Genomic DNA, 17,179 nt, shown 5'->3' with positions numbered 1-17,179 from the left:
TGATGTCATGTCGATGACGAGGCAAAGCCTGCGTGAACTATTGAGCTAGAGCGCTGTCGCCCGATTGAACGTGTGCAATGGGTGCCGATCGGCGATACTCGCCGGGCTTTGACGCCAAGATGTGGAGAGCCAGTTGATGCCGTTGCAACGTCTGCAAAACCTGTCAGAAATCGCCCCGACGACATGGGATGCGCTGGTGCCCGAGAACCAGCCGTTTCTGCGCCATGCGTTCCTCAGCGCACTGGAAGACAGCGGCAGCGTCGGCCCCCATACCGGCTGGCAACCCGAGCATCTGCTGCACGTTGAAGACGATCGGCTGATCGCGGCGCTGCCCAGTTATCGCAAGTGGCATTCCTACGGCGAGTACGTGTTCGATCACGGCTGGGCCGATGCCTGTGCCCGCGCCGGCATCGATTACTATCCCAAGCTGCTGACGGCGGTGCCGTTCAGTCCGGTCAGCGGGCCACGCTTGCTGGCCGCCCGGGTCGAGGACGGTTTCGAGCTGCTCAAGAGCCTACCGGGTTATCTGGAAATCGAAGGGCTTTCCAGCGCGCACATCAACTTCACCGACCCGTTCACCGATGCCGCGATGGCCGAGCAGCCGGGCTGGCTACAGCGCGTTGGTTGTCAGTATCACTGGCAGAATCGCGGTTACCGGGACTTCCAGGATTTTCTCGACGTGCTCAGTTCGCGCAAGCGTAAGCAGATGCGTAAAGAACGCGAGCAAGTGGCGGGGCAGGGCTTCGAGTTCGAATGGCTGGAGGGGCGCGAGCTGGACCAGGCGCAGTGGGATTTCGTCTATGCCTGTTACGCCAACACCTACGCGGTGCGTCGGCAGACGCCGTACCTTACGCGCGAGTTTTTCAGCTTGCTGGCTGCGCGGATGCCGGAGGCGATTCGGGTGGTCTTCGCCAGGCAGGGTTCACGGCCGGTGGCGATGGCCTTCAGTCTGGTCGGGGGCGACAGCTTCTACGGACGCTATTGGGGATGTCTGGCCGAGTTTGACCGGCTGCACTTCGAGACGTGTTTCTATCAGGGCATGGACTATGCGATTGCCCAAGGGTATCAGCGCTTTGATGCGGGTGCTCAGGGTGAACATAAACTGATTCGCGGTTTTGAACCGGTGATCACCCACTCGTGGCACTACCTGCGTCATCCGGGTCTGAAGGCCGCAGTAAAAGACTTTCTGCAGCAGGAACGTGCGGGGGTGTTGGCTTATGCAGCAGAGGCGGTCACGGCTCTTCCTTATAAACAGACCTGATGTATTCACCGGGGGCGATGGCACGGAATTGCAAGGTGACAGCACAAGGCCCGAAATGATTCGGGCCTTGTGCTTTCCACTTTAAGTGTGCCCCGCTATTAAACAGGCCAAGACAAGAAGTTAGAAACCTGCACCGGCAAAGCAATTCGCCAGGCCCTTCTCGGCGGCCACTTTGTCAAACTCTTCGATAGTGGCAATCGACGAGTGATAATAAATCATCAGGCTGGGTTTTTTGGCAATTCTGCAAGTGTATACGTTGGCCGGTCGCTCGCATTGCGTAACGCCGGTACTGCCATTTACCGAGCACTTTATTTCCGGGCGTACTTCAGACAACGCTTCGGCGATGTTGAATCCAATAGGAGTGTCACTGTCCACGGTTGGCGATAGCATCGCCGAGGCGAAACCGGAATAAGTCGCAGCGATGAATAAGGACAGGATAATGGTTTTGTAGTTTTTCATTTCAGTTGACCCGATTTTTAGTGTTGTTCTATTCGAATTAGTTTGGTAGTGCGTGACATGTGTGATCGCCAGAGCTTCCGTTATTTGGAGCTTTCGGCATCACCGCGCGACTCTGCTCGAAGTGGCAGTGTGCGCCTGATATAAACCATGTCGATCGGCTGTTACCACTCCCAATGGGTGGCGTTATCTTTGTCCAGCCAGACTTTGCAGTTCTTTAAACCCAATGTCTTGGCGGAATCGGTATTCATGAACTCTTCGGCGGTGTTCGCTTCATGATAAAAGCGTTTGAACTTCCAGATGTAATTCTTGAAGTCGTCGCTGTACTGCTGGCAGCGATAAATGTTGGTGGTTCCGTTTTCGGCGGCGAACGCGCTGCTTTGCATCAGGCCAGTAGTCAGTGCAAGGGCAATCATTCTCTTGATCAAAGTGTTCATGTCTCAGTCCTTGAGAAGCTAATGTTTTAGTGTGTGAAGAAAGTTGCTGGGGTTCACGCTTTTAAAGTAATACGGATGTTCGGGAATGTCAGCGATTTCGCTGTTTCAGGATGTTTGATGTTGCTGGGTTGTTAGTTTAAAAGACGCATCGCCAGTTATAGCGATGCGGCTTTTGAGTCGAGCGGTATTCAGTTCTTTTCAGCGCCCAGCGAGCGATAGATTACGCCGCCAATTACTGCGCCCATCAAGGGTGCGACCCAGAACATCCACAACTGCGCAATCGCCCAGCCGCCGACCATCAGCGCCGGCCCGGTGCTGCGCGCGGGGTTGACCGAAGTGTTGGTGACCGGAATCGAGATCAGGTGAATCAGGGTCAGACCCAGGCCGATGGCAATCGGTGCGAGTCCCGCCGGGGCGCGTTTGTCAGTGGCGCCGAGGATGATGATCACGAACATCCCGGTCATCACCAGTTCGGTAACAAACCCGGCCGCCATCGAGTATTTGCCTGGTGAATGCTCTCCGTAACCATTGGAGGCCAGGCCGGCGGCGATATCGAAGCCTTCCTTGCCGCTGGCGATGTAGTAGAGCAGCGCGGCGGCGAGTATCGCGCCGAGCACCTGGGCGATGATGTAGGCGGGTAGCTCCCTGGCCGGAAACCGCCCGCCGACCACCAAACCGACCGACACCGCGGGATTGAGGTGACAGCCGCTGATGTGGCCAATGGCGAACGCCATGGTCAGCACCGTCAGGCCAAACGCCAGGGCCACCCCCAGCACCCCGATGCCCAGAGGCGAAGACGCGGCGATCACCGCACTGCCACAACCACCCAAAACCAACCAGAACGTACCCAACAACTCAGTGACTGAACGTTTGAACAGAGACATGAGAGTGTCCTTGATAGGCGTGCTATCGAGACTGTATCGATTTGTGCTTCCTTGCCAATTTACGACAGGTTCCCTGCTGGAGCCTTGGCTGAGTACAGCAGGCTTTGGACAGATTTCCAGCAGGCGCAAAAAAACCGCCGTGGCCCGTGGGTGGCGGGCTGTGGCGGTTTTATTCGGTCAGGATTGCAAAAATCCTTGTAGGAGTGAGCCTGCTCGCGATAGCGGTATATCAGACAACCTGAATGGAGCTGACACACCGCTTTCGCGAGCAGGCTCACTCCTACAGGTTTGTGGTGATCTGACGTATCAATCGATCCCGACAAACCCTCCGGTCTGATGCGCCCACAACCGTGCATACAGCCCGCGATGCGCCAGCAGTTCGGCATGGGTGCCGCTCTCGGCGATCTTGCCGTTTTCCAGCACCACCAGCCGGTCCATGCGGGCGATGGTCGAGAGGCGGTGGGCGATGGCGATCACAGTCTTGCCCTGCATCAGGGTTTCCAGGCTTTCCTGGATCGCCGCTTCGACTTCCGAGTCGAGTGCCGAGGTCGCTTCGTCCATGATCAGGATCGGCGCGTCCTTGAGCAGCACCCGCGCGATCGCGATGCGCTGGCGCTGTCCACCGGACAGTTTCACCCCACGTTCACCGACGTGCGCATCGAAACCACTGCGACCTTCGGCGTCCGACAGCAACGGAATGAACTCATCGGCACGGGCCTTGTGCACCGCATCCCAAAGCTCTGCGTCAGTGGCATCGGGTTTGCCGTACAACAGATTGTCGCGGATCGAGCGGTGCAGCAACGACGTATCCTGGGTAATCATGCCGATGCGCGCGCGCAGGCTTTCCTGGCCGACTTCGGCGATGTTCTGCCCATCGATCACAATCCGCCCGCCCTCGACGTCGTATAGGCGCAGCAGCAGGTTGACCAAGGTCGATTTGCCGGCACCGGACGGGCCGATCAAGCCGATTTTCTCGCCCGGTTTGATGGTCAGGTTGAGGTCGCCGATGATGCCTTTCTTCTTGCCGTAGTGAAAATCCACGTGCTCGAAACGCACTTCACCACGGGCCACGGCCAGCGGTTTGGCCTGCTCGCGATCGGTGACGCTGACCGGTTGCGAGATGGTCTGCAGACCGTCCTGGACCATGCCGATGTTTTCGAAAATACCGGTGACCACCCACATGATCCAGCCGGACATGTTGACGATGCGAATGACCAGGCCGGTGGCCAGGGCAATCGCGCCGACGGTGATCAGCGACTGCGTCCACAGCCACAGCGCCAGCGCGGTAGTGCCGACGATCAGCAGGCCGTTCATGGTGGTGATTGCCACGTCCATGCTGGTGACCACGCGACCGGCCATCTGCGCCTTGACCGTCTGTTCTTCGATGGCTTCCTTGGCGTAGTGCTGTTCGAAATTGGTGTGGGCAAACAGCTTGAGGGTGGCGATGTTGGTGTAGCCGTCGACGATCCGCCCCATCAGTTTCGAGCGTGCGTCGGAGGCTTCCACCGAGCGATCTTTCACCCGTGGCACGAAGTAATACAGCGCGCCGATGTAGGCGGCGATCCACGTCAGCAGCGGGATCATCAGGCGCCAGTCGGCTTCGGCGAACAGCACCAGCGAACTGATCGCGTAGATCACCACGTGCCACAGCGCATCCACCGCTTGCACTGCCGAGTCACGTAGCGAGTTGCCGGTCTGCATGATGCGTTGGGCGATGCGCCCGGCGAAGTCGTTCTGGAAGAAGTTCAGGCTCTGCTTGAGCACGTAGCTGTGGTTTTGCCAGCGGATCATGCTGGTCATCCCCGGGCTGAGGGTCTGATGCACCAGCAGGTCGTGCAGGCCGAAGAAGATCGGCCGCAGTACCAGCGCAACCACCACCATCCAGGTCAGTTCGAGGGCGTGGTCGCTGAAGAAGTTCGGGTTGGGCGTGCCCTGGGCCAGGTCGATGATGCGGCTCAGGTAACTGAACAGCGCCACTTCGATCAGCGCGGCGAACAGGCCAACGACGAGCAGGGCGGCAAAACTCGGCCAGACCTGCTTGAGGTAATAGGTGTAGAAGGGCCAGACGCGATCTGGCGGAGACGCCGTCGGGGCGTCGCGGAATATGTCGATCAGTTGTTCGAAACGGCGATAGAGCATCAGATAACCGCCCGGACGCCGGGCTCTCCTTTTATCGGTGTGAGCGGCGTGAGGTTGAGTTCACGCCGCTCGAAACGCCCTGTACAGCTTAGTCGATGACTTTGGCCGACTTGATGATCACAGGGTCGGAAGGCACGTTTTGCATGCCTTGTTTGGTGGTGGTTGGCGAGTTGACGATGATGTCGACCACGTCCATGCCTTTGACCACTTTGCCGAATACGGCGTAGCCATCGCCCTGATCGAGGAAATCGTTGTCCTTGACGTTGATGAAGAACTGGCTGGTCGCCGAATCAGGTACGGAGGTGCGAGCCATGGACAAGGTACCGCGCACGTTGGCCAGACCATTTTTGTGTTCGTTCTTGATCGGCGCCTTGGTTTCTTTTTGCTGCATCTGCGGGGTGAAGCCACCGCCCTGCGCCATGAAGCCCGGGATCACACGGTGAAAAATGGTGTTGGTGTAAAAGCCGCTGTTGACGTAATCCAGAAAGTTCTTGGTACTGATCGGCGCCTTGACCGGATCCAGTTCGATTTCGATCTGGCCGTTGGTGGTGTCCAGCAGCACGTGCGGTGCTTTGGCCGGCGTGGCAGCCATCAGGTTGGCAGCAAACAGCACAGTACCAGCGGCGAGGGCGAGTTTTTTCAGCATGGGTCAGTGATCCTGAGATTGAATATCGGCTGCGGCGAGGAACTCCAGCAGCGTTTGGTTGAAGCGTTGGGGTTGATCGAGCGGGGTGGCGTGGCGCGAATCGGCGATCACCACCAGCCGCGCATCGGGCAGCAGTTTTACATAGGTTTCTTTCAGCGCCACCGGTGTGTAGTCACGGTCGGCGCTGATGACGAGCGTTGGACAGGTCACTCGGGAAAGTCGTTCCTGAACCCCCCAGCCAACAATCGCATCGAAGCTGGCGAGATAAGCACGTTTGTCGTTTTTTGCCCAGCGCTCGGCCATTTTCTCTCGCAGATCGGCCTGTTCAGGCTTGGGAAAAAGCTTGTCGCCCAGCGCCTTGCCGATGGTTGCCAGATTCAGCACGCGCATCAGGCTCCAGCGCTTGAACCACTGCCAGTAATCGTCGCGGCTGCGGATTTTGACTTCGGGGGCGCTGTTGACGATGGTCAGGCTTTTCAGCATTTGCGGCTGATCGACGCCGAACTGAAAGCCGATCATCCCGCCCATCGACAGCCCGACGTAGTGCACCGGGCCGAGTTTCAGGTGCTCGATCAGCGCCAGCAGATCGGCGCTGAACCCGGCGATGCTGTAGCGCTCGCGGGGTTTGTCCGAGCGGCCGTGACCGCGTATGTCCGGGACGATTACCCGGTAATGCGCCGACAGCGCCGGAATCTGCATTTCCCAGTCCTGGGTGCTCGAGCCGAGCCCGTGAACCAGCAGCAACGGCGTACCGTGGCCATATTCCTCGTAGTGCAGGTTGCAACCTTCATGTTCGAAATAGGCCATCGGTGAACTCCGTGTCAGGCTTGTTCAGGGGCGGCGAACGGTGCGTCCAGCGGTAATGTGTCGAAGGTGCGCAACAGTTCGATGAGGATTTGCGTCGCCGGGCCCAGTGGTTTGTCCTTGTTCGAATACAGATAGAAGCTCGGGTTGCGGCTGCCGCCCTGATCCAACGGTAGCAGCTTGAGCGAACCTTCCTTCAATTCGCGTTCGATCATGTGCCGCGGCAGCCAGGCAAAGCCCAGGCCACTGCTGACGAACGTCGCGGCGGTGGCGAGGCTGCCGACAGTCCAGCGTTGTTCAGCGCCGAGCCAGCCGACGTCGCGCGGTTGCTGGCGACCGGAGTCGCGGATCACCACCTGCATCTGGGTTTCCAGGTCCTGGAAGCTCAGTTCGCGATTGAGCCGATGCAGGGCGTGATCGGGGTGGGCGACGGCGACGAATTCGACGTCGCTCAATTCCGCGCCGAGGTAGCCGGGAATGCTCAGGCCGGTAATGGCCAGATCGGCCACGCCTTCAAGCAGTACTTCTTCCACGCCCGACAACACTTCTTCGCGCAGACGCACGCGGCAGCCGCGACTCTGCGGCATGAACGCTGTCAGCGCCCGGACAATCCGTGCGCTCGGGTAAGCGGCGTCGACCACCAGCCGCACCTCAGCCTCCCAACCTTGCTCCATGTGGTGGGCGAGGTCTTCCAGTTGGCTGGCCTGTTTCACCAGTTGCCGCGAACGACGCAGCAGTACGCCACCGGCTTCGGTGAGCACCGCTTTGCGCCCATCGATGCGCAGCAATGGCACGCCGAGTTGGTCTTGCATGCGGGCGACGGTGTAACTCACCGACGATTGCGAACGGTGCAGAACCTCGGCGGCCTGGGCGAATCCGCCATGGTCGACCACAGCCTGCAATGTTCGCCATTGATCAAGGGTCACGCGGGGCGCTTTCATCAATAGCTCCTCTTGTCCTAAGCTGGCCGTCCCTCATGGAGACTGGCGAATGAAAAAATTCTGTTGTGTGGTGCTCGCGTTGCTGCCGCTGACTGCGTTTGCTTACCCGATCGATGTGCAGAAGAACCTCAATGACTTGAAGATCGACTACGAAACCTTCGATACCGACAAAGACATCGGCTCCATCCGGGTCGCCAACTACGGCGATGTCGACGCGCTGTGCAAGGCTGTGTTCAGCAATGGCCCGGAAGCACCGCGCACGCGCAATATCGAAGTGCCGGCCGGCAAGCATACGAACGCCACGGCCAAGTTCTCCCGCGAGATCATCAGGCTGCGCATCGAACTGAGCTGCAGCCCGAAATAACAGCAATCCCTGTGGGAGCGAGCTTGCTCGCGAAGGCGTAGTGTCAGTTGACGCCTTCTCTGACTGATACATCTCCTTCGCGAGCAGGTTCGCTCCCACAGGGTATAAGCTGCATCTAAACTAATTATTCGATGCTTTGCAGCAATTATTTGCGCTTTTTCATCGATCCACCCCTGTTTAACCTTCACTCCATCGACCTACAACATTCTCGGATGGAGGCTACACCCCATGTCCCGCGTTCTGATCATCGAAAGCAGTGCCCGCCAGCAAGACTCGGTATCCCGTCAACTGACCCAGACTTTCATCAGTCAGTGGAAAGCGGCGCACCCAGACGATCAGATCACCGTGCGTGACCTTGCCGTGAACCCGGTGCCGCACCTGGACGCCAACCTGTTGGGTGGCTGGATGAAGTCTGCCGAGCAGCGCAACGCCAACGAACAATCGTCGCTGGACCGTTCCAACCAATTGACCGATGAGTTGCTGGCCGCCGACGTGCTGGTGATGGCTGCGCCGATGTACAACTTCGCGATCCCGAGCACCCTCAAGGCCTGGCTCGACCACGTGCTGCGTGCCGGCGTGACCTTCAAGTACACCGAAACCGGCCCGCAAGGTCTGCTCAGCGGCAAGCGTGCCTACGTACTCACCGCTCGCGGCGGCATCTACGCCGGCGGCCCGGCCGACCATCAGGAACCGTACCTGCGTCAGGTCATGGGCTTCATCGGCATCCACGACGTGACCTTCATTCACGCCGAAGGCATGAACCTGGGTGGCGACTTCCAGGAGAAGGGCCTGAATCAGGCCAACGCCAAATTGTCCCAAGTCGCTTGATTGGTTAATCGCCAGATAATCGCCGATTGTTTTAGTGACCTGGCGCAACCCCTTCAAGGCTCTACGCGCATCGAACCTCCCTTTGCACTTGTTGCTCCTGAGTGCTGTAGCCCGATTGAACGCTTTAGCGAGATCGGGCTTTTTTTTGCCTGAGATTCACAGAACGACGTAGATCCCTGTAGGAGTGAGCCTGCTCGCGATGGCGGTTGTTCGGACACATCAGTATTGACTGACACGCCGCTATCGCGAGCAGGCTCACTCCTACAGGGGATTTGTGTTGTTGGAGGGTTCGCGGTCTTGCGCAAAAACCGCTATCGTCGCCGCCATTCGATTTCGAGGCGAGCATGGGCTATCTACTTTTTGTCACGCTGATCCAGGCGTTTTCCTTCAGTCTGATCGGCGAATACCTGGCCGGTCACGTCGACAGTTATTTCGCGGTGCTGGTGCGCGTCGTGCTGGCGGGGCTGGTGTTCATTCCGTTGACCCGCTGGCGCTCGGTCGAACCTTCGTTCATGCGCGGCATGCTGGTGATCGGCGCGTTGCAGTTCGGTGTGACCTACGTCTGCTTGTACCTGAGCTTCCGCGTGCTGACGGTGCCGGAGGTGTTGCTGTTCACCATCCTCACGCCGCTGCACGTGACCCTGATCGAAGATGCCCTGAACCGGCGCTTCAACCCATGGGCGCTGATCGCCGCGCTGGTGGCGGTAGGCGGGGCGGCGGTGATTCGCTTCGACAGCATCAATCCGGACTTCTTCATGGGCTTCCTGCTGCTGCAACTGGCCAACTTCACCTACGCGGCGGGGCAGGTGATGTACAAGCATCTGGTGGCGAAACACCCGAGCGACCTGCCGCATTACCGCCGTTTCGGCTTCTTCTACCTCGGCGCGCTGGCGGTGGTGCTGCCTGCATTCCTGATGTTCGGCAAAGCCAACTTCCTCCCGGAAGCGCCGCTGCAATGGGGCGTGTTGCTTTTCCTCGGCCTGGTCTCGACCGCGCTGGGCATGTACTGGTGGAACAAGGGCGCGTGCATGGTCAACGGTGGCACGCTGGGGGTGATGAACAACCTGCATGTGCCGGTGGGCTTGCTGCTGAATCTGCTGATCTGGAATCAGCATGAGGAACTGGGACGGTTGTTTCTCGGCGGCAGCGTGATACTGGCAGCCGTGTGGATCAGCCGGTTGGGGAACAGGCACGTTCCTCAATCAAGGTAGGCATCGTCGTTGGCGCAGGATTTGATTTTGATGGACCAAGGAACACCACAACCGGTGGTTACGAACCTTGCGGGCATTCATGGACAACCGGACTAAAGGATTGACTGCGTGAGATCTGCGTACTGCAAAGTGATTTTGGCTGCTTCCCTAGTGGGCAGCCTGACGGGGTTTGGCTATATAGGAGTGATCCATCAAGGCAATAAGGCAAGTTCGGCAGAGTTTGAGGAGGGGCAATCGGCGGCCGGAAATGCAATAACGCCAGAAACCCCGCGAATCCGGTCAATGGCGAACCCCTCCAGGATCATGGATGCCCGGGTATTGCAGGCGGTAACGTCGTTAACCGTAGCAACCATTGTTGATGTCGAAGTTTTCCAATCCGAGAGTGCTGTTTTCGAGGTCGTGGGCGAAAGTCAGGAGCTCATTGACTCGATAAAAGCGGACTACGCAGAAGGTAACCTGATACTCAGCCATAAGCGGGGCAATTCCCGATTGCTCTCGTGCGGGAACGCCTCTGCATCGACGGATCTGACAGGCGGGGTTGTGGTTATCAATACACAAGGGGAAAGCAAGACAGCTCCGTGCCCGCTGGTGAGGATCGGTGTCAGGAAAATCCCTGAAATCAAAGTCGAGAGCAGTGGCGATGTAAAAGTCATGAACGTGAGTCAGGAGCAACTCGTTCTCAGCATCCACGGTTCTGGAAACATTTCGGCCGATGGGAGGGTTAAGTCGTTGATGATCCTGATTCATGGCTCGGGTGATCTAAACACGACGAAGATGCCGGCGGACAGGGTTTCGATCCTTTCTCAGGGATCGGGTGACGTCACTGTCGCGGTCAAGGAGCAACTGCAGTCGACGCTACAAGGTTCGGGCGACATTACAGTCTTGGGAAACCCGGTGAGCTTGCAAAGTTCGAAGAACGGATCGGGGAACTATCGAATCGTCAGTAAAAGTGTAAAGTAAATTGTAAGTTTTTGAGGTTTTAAACGAATACGCTTGCTAAAGGTCAGTCGGCTTTGCTAGGCGTTGTAGGAGTGGAAGGTGAGCGATCACTAGTTCTTGAAAAAATTAGCAATAATTACTATCGGGCGGTATTGCCTTCGACTTGTAACGCAATTATGATCCCGCGCCTCGGACCAGTCGTCTTGAACGACACCTCTATTAGCTAAGGATTGGCTATGACTCCCTCTCAAGATATCTAACTACCACACATATTCCGACTCCAGGTACATGCTATGAGTCGGTTTGCCTGTGTTCGGAAATCAATCTCTATATAAAAGTTTTTCGTGGAACTGTTTTCACGAAATAAATGGGCGTGTTTTAGCCAAGCTTAAGCGTGCCCGCAACATTAAGACAGCAAGGAATAGCCGTGGAAAATAAAGCCAGTGGTACTGAGCTCGTTGAGTTTGACGAGTATGGATCGTATGAAATTAAAGACTTGGAAGTACTGGATGCTGTAGCCGGCGGATGGGAAGTCAACATTGGTTGTAACGGCGGCTCGGGCAATGCCAAGTGTGGCGACACTCCCGTGAACGGCGGTTGCGGTTCGCCGCCTGTCAACTCGAGTTGTGGTGATGACCAGGATGGTTGATTGATGTGATGAACGTGGAGTACCAGTCTGGTACTCCACTCACATAAATAGAATGAGTAAGTTAGATGGATCTAGATAAAAATATTCTGGCAACACTCAATCCGAAGAGTCTCGAGCTCATTCTTTATCCCACTGAGCAGTGCAACTTCAGGTGTACCTACTGTTATGAAGATTTTCTGATAGGGCGAATGGATGAAAAAACTCAGGAGGGCATAAGGAATCTCATCGCCAGGCGATTGCCGAAACTGGATAACCTTCACCTCCAGTGGTTTGGTGGCGAGCCACTTGCAGCGAAAGATCTAGTTCTTGAGTTGAGCGAGTTCGCAAAAAAAGCTTGCGATCAGGCCGGTGTTAACTTCAGTGGATCCCTGACTACCAATGGGTATCTCCTGACACTTGATCTGGCAGAAAAGCTTTGTGACCTGAATCAGCGAAACTATCAAATCTCGCTGGACGGGTTTGAGAGCGGTCATGACAAAACCAGAAAACTTGCTTCAGGCGCTGGCACGTTTAACAGAATATGGTCAAATCTCCTGGCTTTGAAGGGGTCAAACCTGGATTTCAACGTCACCCTGCGGGTTCATCTCACCAAGGAAAACGTCTCGTCCGTAAAGCGACTGGCTGAAGAAATAAAGAAAACGTTCTTGTCTGATCGAAGATTCAAGGTGTTCCTGAAGACAATTGAAAACCTGGGCGGGCCGAACGACACGTCAGGCGTTTTGCTTTCAAAAAACGAAAGACTCGCAACGCTTGCAGAGTTGAATGAGTTGTTGAACGAGAAAACGGTCAGCAAATCCGATAACGGCCTTTACGTTTGCTATGCATCGCGCCCTAACTCCCTTGCGATACGAGCGGATGGAACGATACAGAAGTGTACCGTGATGCTTTCAGATGACAGGAATTCCGTCGGCAAAATAAACGAGAACGGAACCGTCAAGCTTGATTCGGAGCGGATGAACTTGTGGATGAGGGGGTACTCTGACGACAAGAAAACTCTAAGTTGTCCAGCTGTCGGTTTACCAAAAATACCGAACCTGATTCCAGTCGTAAATGCCAGCTAACCAATAATTGTCATCCTGTTGCAGTTGAGAGATTTGAATGCTTATTGATCTTGGAGTGTCGAATGAGTATTTCTTGAATACAATTCAGGAAAAAAACTTTTACCTTCGTCGCGGAGCGATCAAAGCCGATGCCTTCACGCTCGCCGATATAGATAATATTCTGGGTACGATCGAACCGGAATCCCCCAGTGTCAATCTCCATAATGGAACATTCATCCCGGAAAGTGAGTATGTCTTTACCTATAACGAAGTAGGAAAGCCGCGAAAGACGATCATCAAGCCAAAGTTCTACAAATTAATGCAGGAAGGGGCAACGCTGATTCTAAACAGGGTGCAGAAAAGCTCTCTATATATTGACAGCCTCTGTAAGGAAATTGCCGGTGTGGTGAGTCAAGAGACACTGGGAAACGGCTATCTGGCATTCAATCCGCAGGCTGCCTTCGGAAATCACTGGGATTGTCATGATGTTTTTGCCATTCAGTTGGTGGGAAGGAAAAGGTGGAGGATATACCCGCCCACCTTCGAACTTCCAATGCCGGGGCAGACCAGTAAGGAATTCAAGAGTGAGTGTTCGGAAACTCCCGTCCTAGATACGGTGCTGGAGGCTGGTGATCTTTTATATGTGCCGCGCGGATGGTGGCACAGTGCGATAGCCGTGGGCGAGCCAACGTTCCATGTTGCGGTGGGGGTGCATACGACACATATAAGTACCTATGTTGAATGGGTGTGTAACAAGTTCCTTGAAAAACATCTTGAATGCCGTAAAAGAATTGGCTTTTCGGAAACTGATTTACATGATATCGAGTCGGCCTTTGAAAGGGTCAGGCAGGAAGTCATGAGCGAGGAAAATTTCAGTCTGTTCAAACAGACAATCGTTTCCTCAGGCCGGACCAGCACGAAGTTTGATGTAGCGGCGAATGTGTTCGGGCGTGGTGATGGTCTGTGCGGTAGTGAGAAGTTGAGTTTGAGTAGTCATTATGCAGCTGTTATTGATGAAACTTGTGTTGTCAACGGAATAAAAATACCGGCCGATAGCCTTGAGTGGAAAGTAGTAAAGCTGCTTTCGCAGCAGAGTGGTCTATCGATCGATGAACTGTCGGTGAAACTCCGAGTTCCGCCTGCGTCAATGAGAAAAATCGTAAGCTCATTGATGTTTCATGATGTTCTGTATCGCGCCAGTGCGTAAGTCGCCACGAGTAATATTATGTTCAGGAAAGAGGCTCTGATTGCCAAGGCGAGCAAAAATGAAGTTTACGGCGAAATTATCCTCGCAAGTCCGATCAATCATACGCTGATATCTGTTTTTGCCGTTGTGTGTACATTGGTAACAGCTGCGTTTCTGTTCGGTGGGTATTACACAAAACGAGTGACAGCGCATGGGGAGTTGATTCCGGAGAGCGGGGTTACCCAGGTCTATGCAATCCAAAGCGGATTGATCAAGAGCCGATCTGTCAGCGAAGGACAGAAAGTCAAAGCCGGTGACACATTATTTGTTTTGTCCAGTGATCGAAAAAGCCAAAAAAAGCAGGCCATACAAGAAACCATAAATGCGGCTCTTCAGGACAAGCGAAGTAGCTTGGCGTCTGCAATCAAGACAACAGAGCATATTCACGCACTTGAGATGGAGGCATTACGTAACAATGCCTCTACGTTGACGCGTGAAAGAGATAATCTTGATCAGCAGATATCGCTTGCTGTCAAGAAGATGGCGTTGTCGGAAGGCTCGGTAAAACGTTACAAAGGTTTGATGGAGCAAGGCTACATTGCTCCAGAGCAACTTGATCAGAAACAAGAAGAGTTGCTTGAACAAAAAATACGCCTGAAGGACCTGGAGCGCAGTCGTGCAGATGTTGATTACAAATATGCGACAGTCGTTCAAAACATCTCAAGCACACCGCTTACGCAATCGAATATCAGGGAAGAACTTACCCGAAGCTTACAGGTTGTCGATCAGGAAATGGTCGAAAATGAAGCTAAATATGAAACGGTCATCTCTGCCCCAAGCGACGGTATCGTTACAGCGATAAGAGGAAACGTTGGCCAGACGGCAAAGGTTGATGAGGCATTGGCTGCCATTGTTCCCGGTGATTCAAGGTTTCAGGCTCATTTATATGTTCCTAGTCGTGCAGTAGGCTTTATCCGTAAAGGTGCAGTAGTAGGCGTTAGATACCAGTCCTTTCCTTATCAGAAGTTTGGTCAGGCCAAAGGAACAGTTCTGGAAATATCCGAGGCTCCACTTCTTCCTGTAGAAATACCGCCAATAGCGAATCCTGAGTCCAGTAAAGAACCAATGTATAGAGTGACGGTTGAGCTTGAACGTCAATATGTAAGAGCATACGGCGATGTCATTCCTTTGCGAGCAGGAATGCTGCTGGACGCAGATGTGATGCTCGAGAAGCGAAAGTTATATGAGTGGATTGTAGAACCAATCTATTCGATAACAGGCAAGATATAACTGGAAGTGACAATGAAAGAGTTGCTTGGAAAAATAAATTTTCACTCCGGAAACAGTACGCCTGTCATTCATCAGTCCGAGCGTTCAGAGTGCGGGTTGGTGTGCGTCGCGATGATAGCGAGCCATTTTGGATGTCACACCGATCTAAGAGAAATCCGTCAGCGGTTTTCGGTTTCCCAGCAAGGGTTGACTTTGCGTGGGCTCGTAAAGATTTCAAATGCGATGAATTTGAATAGCCGGCCTGTAAAGCTGGAAATGGCCGGTTTGAATAGTCTCAAATTGCCTTGTGTTCTTCATTGGAATTTTGACCATTTCGTGGTTTTGGTTGAAATAAAAAAAGCGGGTTTTGTCATACATGATCCTGCGCTCGGAAAGCGTACAGTCACCTACGAAGAAGTCTCAAAGTTCTTCACTGGCATAGCCCTTGAGCTGTGGCCAAATCCAGGCTTTGAACTAAAGGAAAAATCACCGCGTGTCGGCATAACCTCGGTCATCGGCAATGTTCGTGGCGCCTATCGATCGGCGGCAAAAGTGCTGGCTGTCGCGTCAGCCTTAGAGCTTATGTCACTCATGTCGCCGTTGTTTTTACAGCTCACTCTGGACAATGTCCTGCCGGCGTTTGATGTCGATCTACTCGTCATGCTGGCGCTTGGTTTTGGGGGGCTGATGTTGGCCCAGGAGTTTATGAAGCTTATAAGAGCTAGAATGCTTTTATATTTTGGTACGCACCTGAATATACAGCTTAAGGCCAATGTATTTAAGCATCTCATAAGTTTGCCAATCGAATATTTTGAGAAGCGAAGTCTGGGTGATATAACGTCGAGGTTTTCTTCCATTGACCAAGTTCAGAGGACGCTGACTACCTCGCTGTTGGAGGCTCTGCTTGATGGTGTAATGTCGGTAGCCATTGTCTGTATGATGTTCTACTACAGTGTATTCCTCGCATCGATCTCCGTTGCTGCTCTTGCACTATACCTGGCAATACGCTTTTTATGGTTTGTGCCTTTGAAGAAGGCGACAGAACAGCAGATAATACATTCTGCCCGGCAAGAAACTCACTTTCTGGAAACGGCTAGGGGTATTCGTGCGATAAAGTTATTTCAACGTCAGGAAGACAGAAGGGCGTCTTGGCTATCGATGCTTGTCAGTCAAGTGAATCTGGACTTGAAGACTCAGCAGATTCACATTTTATATCATGGTGCGATAGGCGTAATTACCGGTATAGAAAACATATTGATCATTTACTACGGTGTCAGCATGGTGATAGATGGAAGGTTTTCTATCGGCTTCCTGATGGCGTTCATTGCCTATAAGTCGGTTTTCAACTTGCGGCTCACTGCGTTGATCAATAAAGGCTTCGAAGTAAAGATGCTACAGGTTCAAGGAGAGCGTCTTGCTGATATAGTGCTGACGAAACCCGAGCACATGATGGAAGAAGTCGGGGGCTATAATAAAACTATTGAGCCCAGTGTTGAGGTGTTCGGACTGAGTTACAAGTATGGAGACCATGAAAGGGAAGTACTGTCCGATATCAGTTTCAAGGTCAGCCCGGGCGAATTTGTAGCCATCACTGGGCCATCCGGATGTGGTAAAACAACATTGCTGCATCTGTTGCTTGGTATTTTCAAGGCGACTTCTGGAGAGGTTCTGGTTGGCGGTGTAGATATTAAAAAAGTTGGAGTCGAGAATTTACGGGGATTGATCGGTACTGTACTTCAGGATGATGATCTATTCTCTGGCTCCATTGCCGATAATATTTGTTTTTTCGACCATCAACCTGATCAGGAATGGATTGAGACGTGCGCGAGGATGGCGGCAATCGATGATGACATCAAATCTATGTCGATGGGATACAATACGTCTATTGGTGATATGGGAAGTGTTTTGTCCGGTGGTCAGAAGCAAAGGATCCTTTTGGCCCGTGCCTTGTACAAGCGTCCGAAGATTCTTTTGCTCGATGAAGCGACGAGCCATCTCGATCTGGAGAAGGAAAAAGAAGTAAACAATGCTGTGGCCAATTTGAAAATGACGCGAATTATCGTTGCTCATCGGCCTGATACCATTGCAGCGGCTGATCGTGTGATTCAGATGAGGCGGTCTTGAT

17 protein-coding genes are annotated in these 17,179 nt (G+C 53.9%); 10 read left to right on the top strand and 7 right to left on the bottom strand.

What is annotated here, in order from left to right; translation table 11 throughout:
• Positions 1 to 136 precede the first annotated feature (136 nt).
• Positions 137 to 1,261: a GNAT family N-acetyltransferase gene (locus PseAD21_RS01405; protein WP_102354182.1), complete on the top strand. Its 1,125-nt coding sequence runs from the start codon at positions 137 to 139 to the stop codon at positions 1,259 to 1,261.
• A gap of 120 nt (positions 1,262 to 1,381) precedes the next feature.
• On the opposite strand, the gene PseAD21_RS01400 is transcribed toward PseAD21_RS01405, so the two are convergent.
• The 7 genes from PseAD21_RS01400 to PseAD21_RS01365 form a co-directional block, all read right to left on the bottom strand.
• The gene (locus PseAD21_RS01400) at positions 1,382 to 1,720 is read right to left on the bottom strand and encodes a hypothetical protein (protein WP_102354181.1); all 339 of its coding nucleotides are present in this window, start codon (positions 1,718 to 1,720) and stop codon (positions 1,382 to 1,384) included.
• A 161-nt stretch (positions 1,721 to 1,881) separates the two neighbouring features.
• Entirely contained in the window at positions 1,882 to 2,154 is a 273-nt protein-coding gene (locus PseAD21_RS01395) for a hypothetical protein (protein WP_102354180.1), read from the bottom strand.
• Positions 2,155 to 2,342: 188 nt separating this feature from the next.
• Positions 2,343 to 3,038, bottom strand: coding sequence for an aquaporin Z (gene aqpZ, locus PseAD21_RS01390; RefSeq protein WP_102354179.1), 696 nt, complete (start codon positions 3,036 to 3,038; stop codon positions 2,343 to 2,345).
• A gap of 306 nt (positions 3,039 to 3,344) precedes the next feature.
• Positions 3,345 to 5,177: an ABC transporter ATP-binding protein gene (locus PseAD21_RS01380; RefSeq protein ID WP_102354177.1), complete on the bottom strand. Its 1,833-nt coding sequence runs from the start codon at positions 5,175 to 5,177 to the stop codon at positions 3,345 to 3,347.
• Between the two features lie 88 nt (positions 5,178 to 5,265).
• Positions 5,266 to 5,823, bottom strand: a complete 558-nt coding sequence (locus tag PseAD21_RS01375) for a peptidylprolyl isomerase (protein ID WP_041070262.1) — start codon at positions 5,821 to 5,823, stop codon at positions 5,266 to 5,268.
• 3 nt (positions 5,824 to 5,826) lie between these two features.
• Positions 5,827 to 6,630 carry an alpha/beta fold hydrolase gene (locus tag PseAD21_RS01370; RefSeq protein WP_102354176.1) on the bottom strand — a complete coding sequence of 268 codons (804 nt, stop codon included), beginning with the start codon at positions 6,628 to 6,630 and terminating at the stop codon, positions 5,827 to 5,829.
• A 14-nt stretch (positions 6,631 to 6,644) separates the two neighbouring features.
• Positions 6,645 to 7,568, bottom strand: a complete 924-nt coding sequence (locus PseAD21_RS01365) for a LysR family transcriptional regulator (protein ID WP_102354175.1) — start codon at positions 7,566 to 7,568, stop codon at positions 6,645 to 6,647.
• A 49-nt stretch (positions 7,569 to 7,617) separates the two neighbouring features.
• Here PseAD21_RS01365 and PseAD21_RS01360 point away from each other — a divergent pair, with 49 nt between their 5' ends.
• From PseAD21_RS01360 to PseAD21_RS01320, 9 genes are all read left to right on the top strand, one after another.
• On the top strand, positions 7,618 to 7,932 hold the full coding sequence (locus PseAD21_RS01360) for a 3-phosphoglycerate kinase (RefSeq protein ID WP_102354174.1): 315 nt from the start codon (positions 7,618 to 7,620) through the stop codon (positions 7,930 to 7,932).
• Between the two features lie 228 nt (positions 7,933 to 8,160).
• On the top strand, positions 8,161 to 8,760 hold the full coding sequence (locus tag PseAD21_RS01355) for an FMN-dependent NADH-azoreductase (protein WP_102354173.1): 600 nt from the start codon (positions 8,161 to 8,163) through the stop codon (positions 8,758 to 8,760).
• A 344-nt stretch (positions 8,761 to 9,104) separates the two neighbouring features.
• Positions 9,105 to 9,971 carry a carboxylate/amino acid/amine transporter gene (locus tag PseAD21_RS01345; protein ID WP_102354172.1) on the top strand — a complete coding sequence of 289 codons (867 nt, stop codon included), beginning with the start codon at positions 9,105 to 9,107 and terminating at the stop codon, positions 9,969 to 9,971.
• A gap of 108 nt (positions 9,972 to 10,079) precedes the next feature.
• Positions 10,080 to 10,931 carry a GIN domain-containing protein gene (locus PseAD21_RS01340; protein WP_102354171.1) on the top strand — a complete coding sequence of 284 codons (852 nt, stop codon included), beginning with the start codon at positions 10,080 to 10,082 and terminating at the stop codon, positions 10,929 to 10,931.
• Between the two features lie 406 nt (positions 10,932 to 11,337).
• A complete protein-coding gene (locus PseAD21_RS29425) occupies positions 11,338 to 11,559 on the top strand; it encodes a hypothetical protein (protein ID WP_146011251.1) in 222 nt (73 codons plus the stop codon).
• A gap of 65 nt (positions 11,560 to 11,624) precedes the next feature.
• The gene (locus PseAD21_RS01335; protein WP_102354170.1) at positions 11,625 to 12,620 is read left to right on the top strand and encodes a radical SAM protein; all 996 of its coding nucleotides are present in this window, start codon (positions 11,625 to 11,627) and stop codon (positions 12,618 to 12,620) included.
• Positions 12,621 to 12,657: 37 nt separating this feature from the next.
• Positions 12,658 to 13,806 (top strand): JmjC domain-containing protein, encoded by a 1,149-nt coding sequence (locus tag PseAD21_RS01330; RefSeq protein WP_102354169.1) that lies wholly within the window; start codon positions 12,658 to 12,660, stop codon positions 13,804 to 13,806.
• A gap of 18 nt (positions 13,807 to 13,824) precedes the next feature.
• On the top strand, positions 13,825 to 15,075 hold the full coding sequence (locus PseAD21_RS01325) for an HlyD family secretion protein (protein ID WP_102354168.1): 1,251 nt from the start codon (positions 13,825 to 13,827) through the stop codon (positions 15,073 to 15,075).
• A 12-nt stretch (positions 15,076 to 15,087) separates the two neighbouring features.
• On the top strand, positions 15,088 to 17,178 hold the full coding sequence (locus tag PseAD21_RS01320) for a peptidase domain-containing ABC transporter (protein WP_102354167.1): 2,091 nt from the start codon (positions 15,088 to 15,090) through the stop codon (positions 17,176 to 17,178).
• The last annotated feature ends 1 nt before the right edge of the window (position 17,179 follow it).

Source organism: Pseudomonas sp. AD21, from assembly GCF_002878485.1.
Lineage (GTDB): Bacteria > Pseudomonadota > Gammaproteobacteria > Pseudomonadales > Pseudomonadaceae > Aquipseudomonas.
The sequence above is the reverse complement of the archived record's forward strand: the minus strand, read 5'-3'. Positions and strand labels throughout refer to the sequence as shown.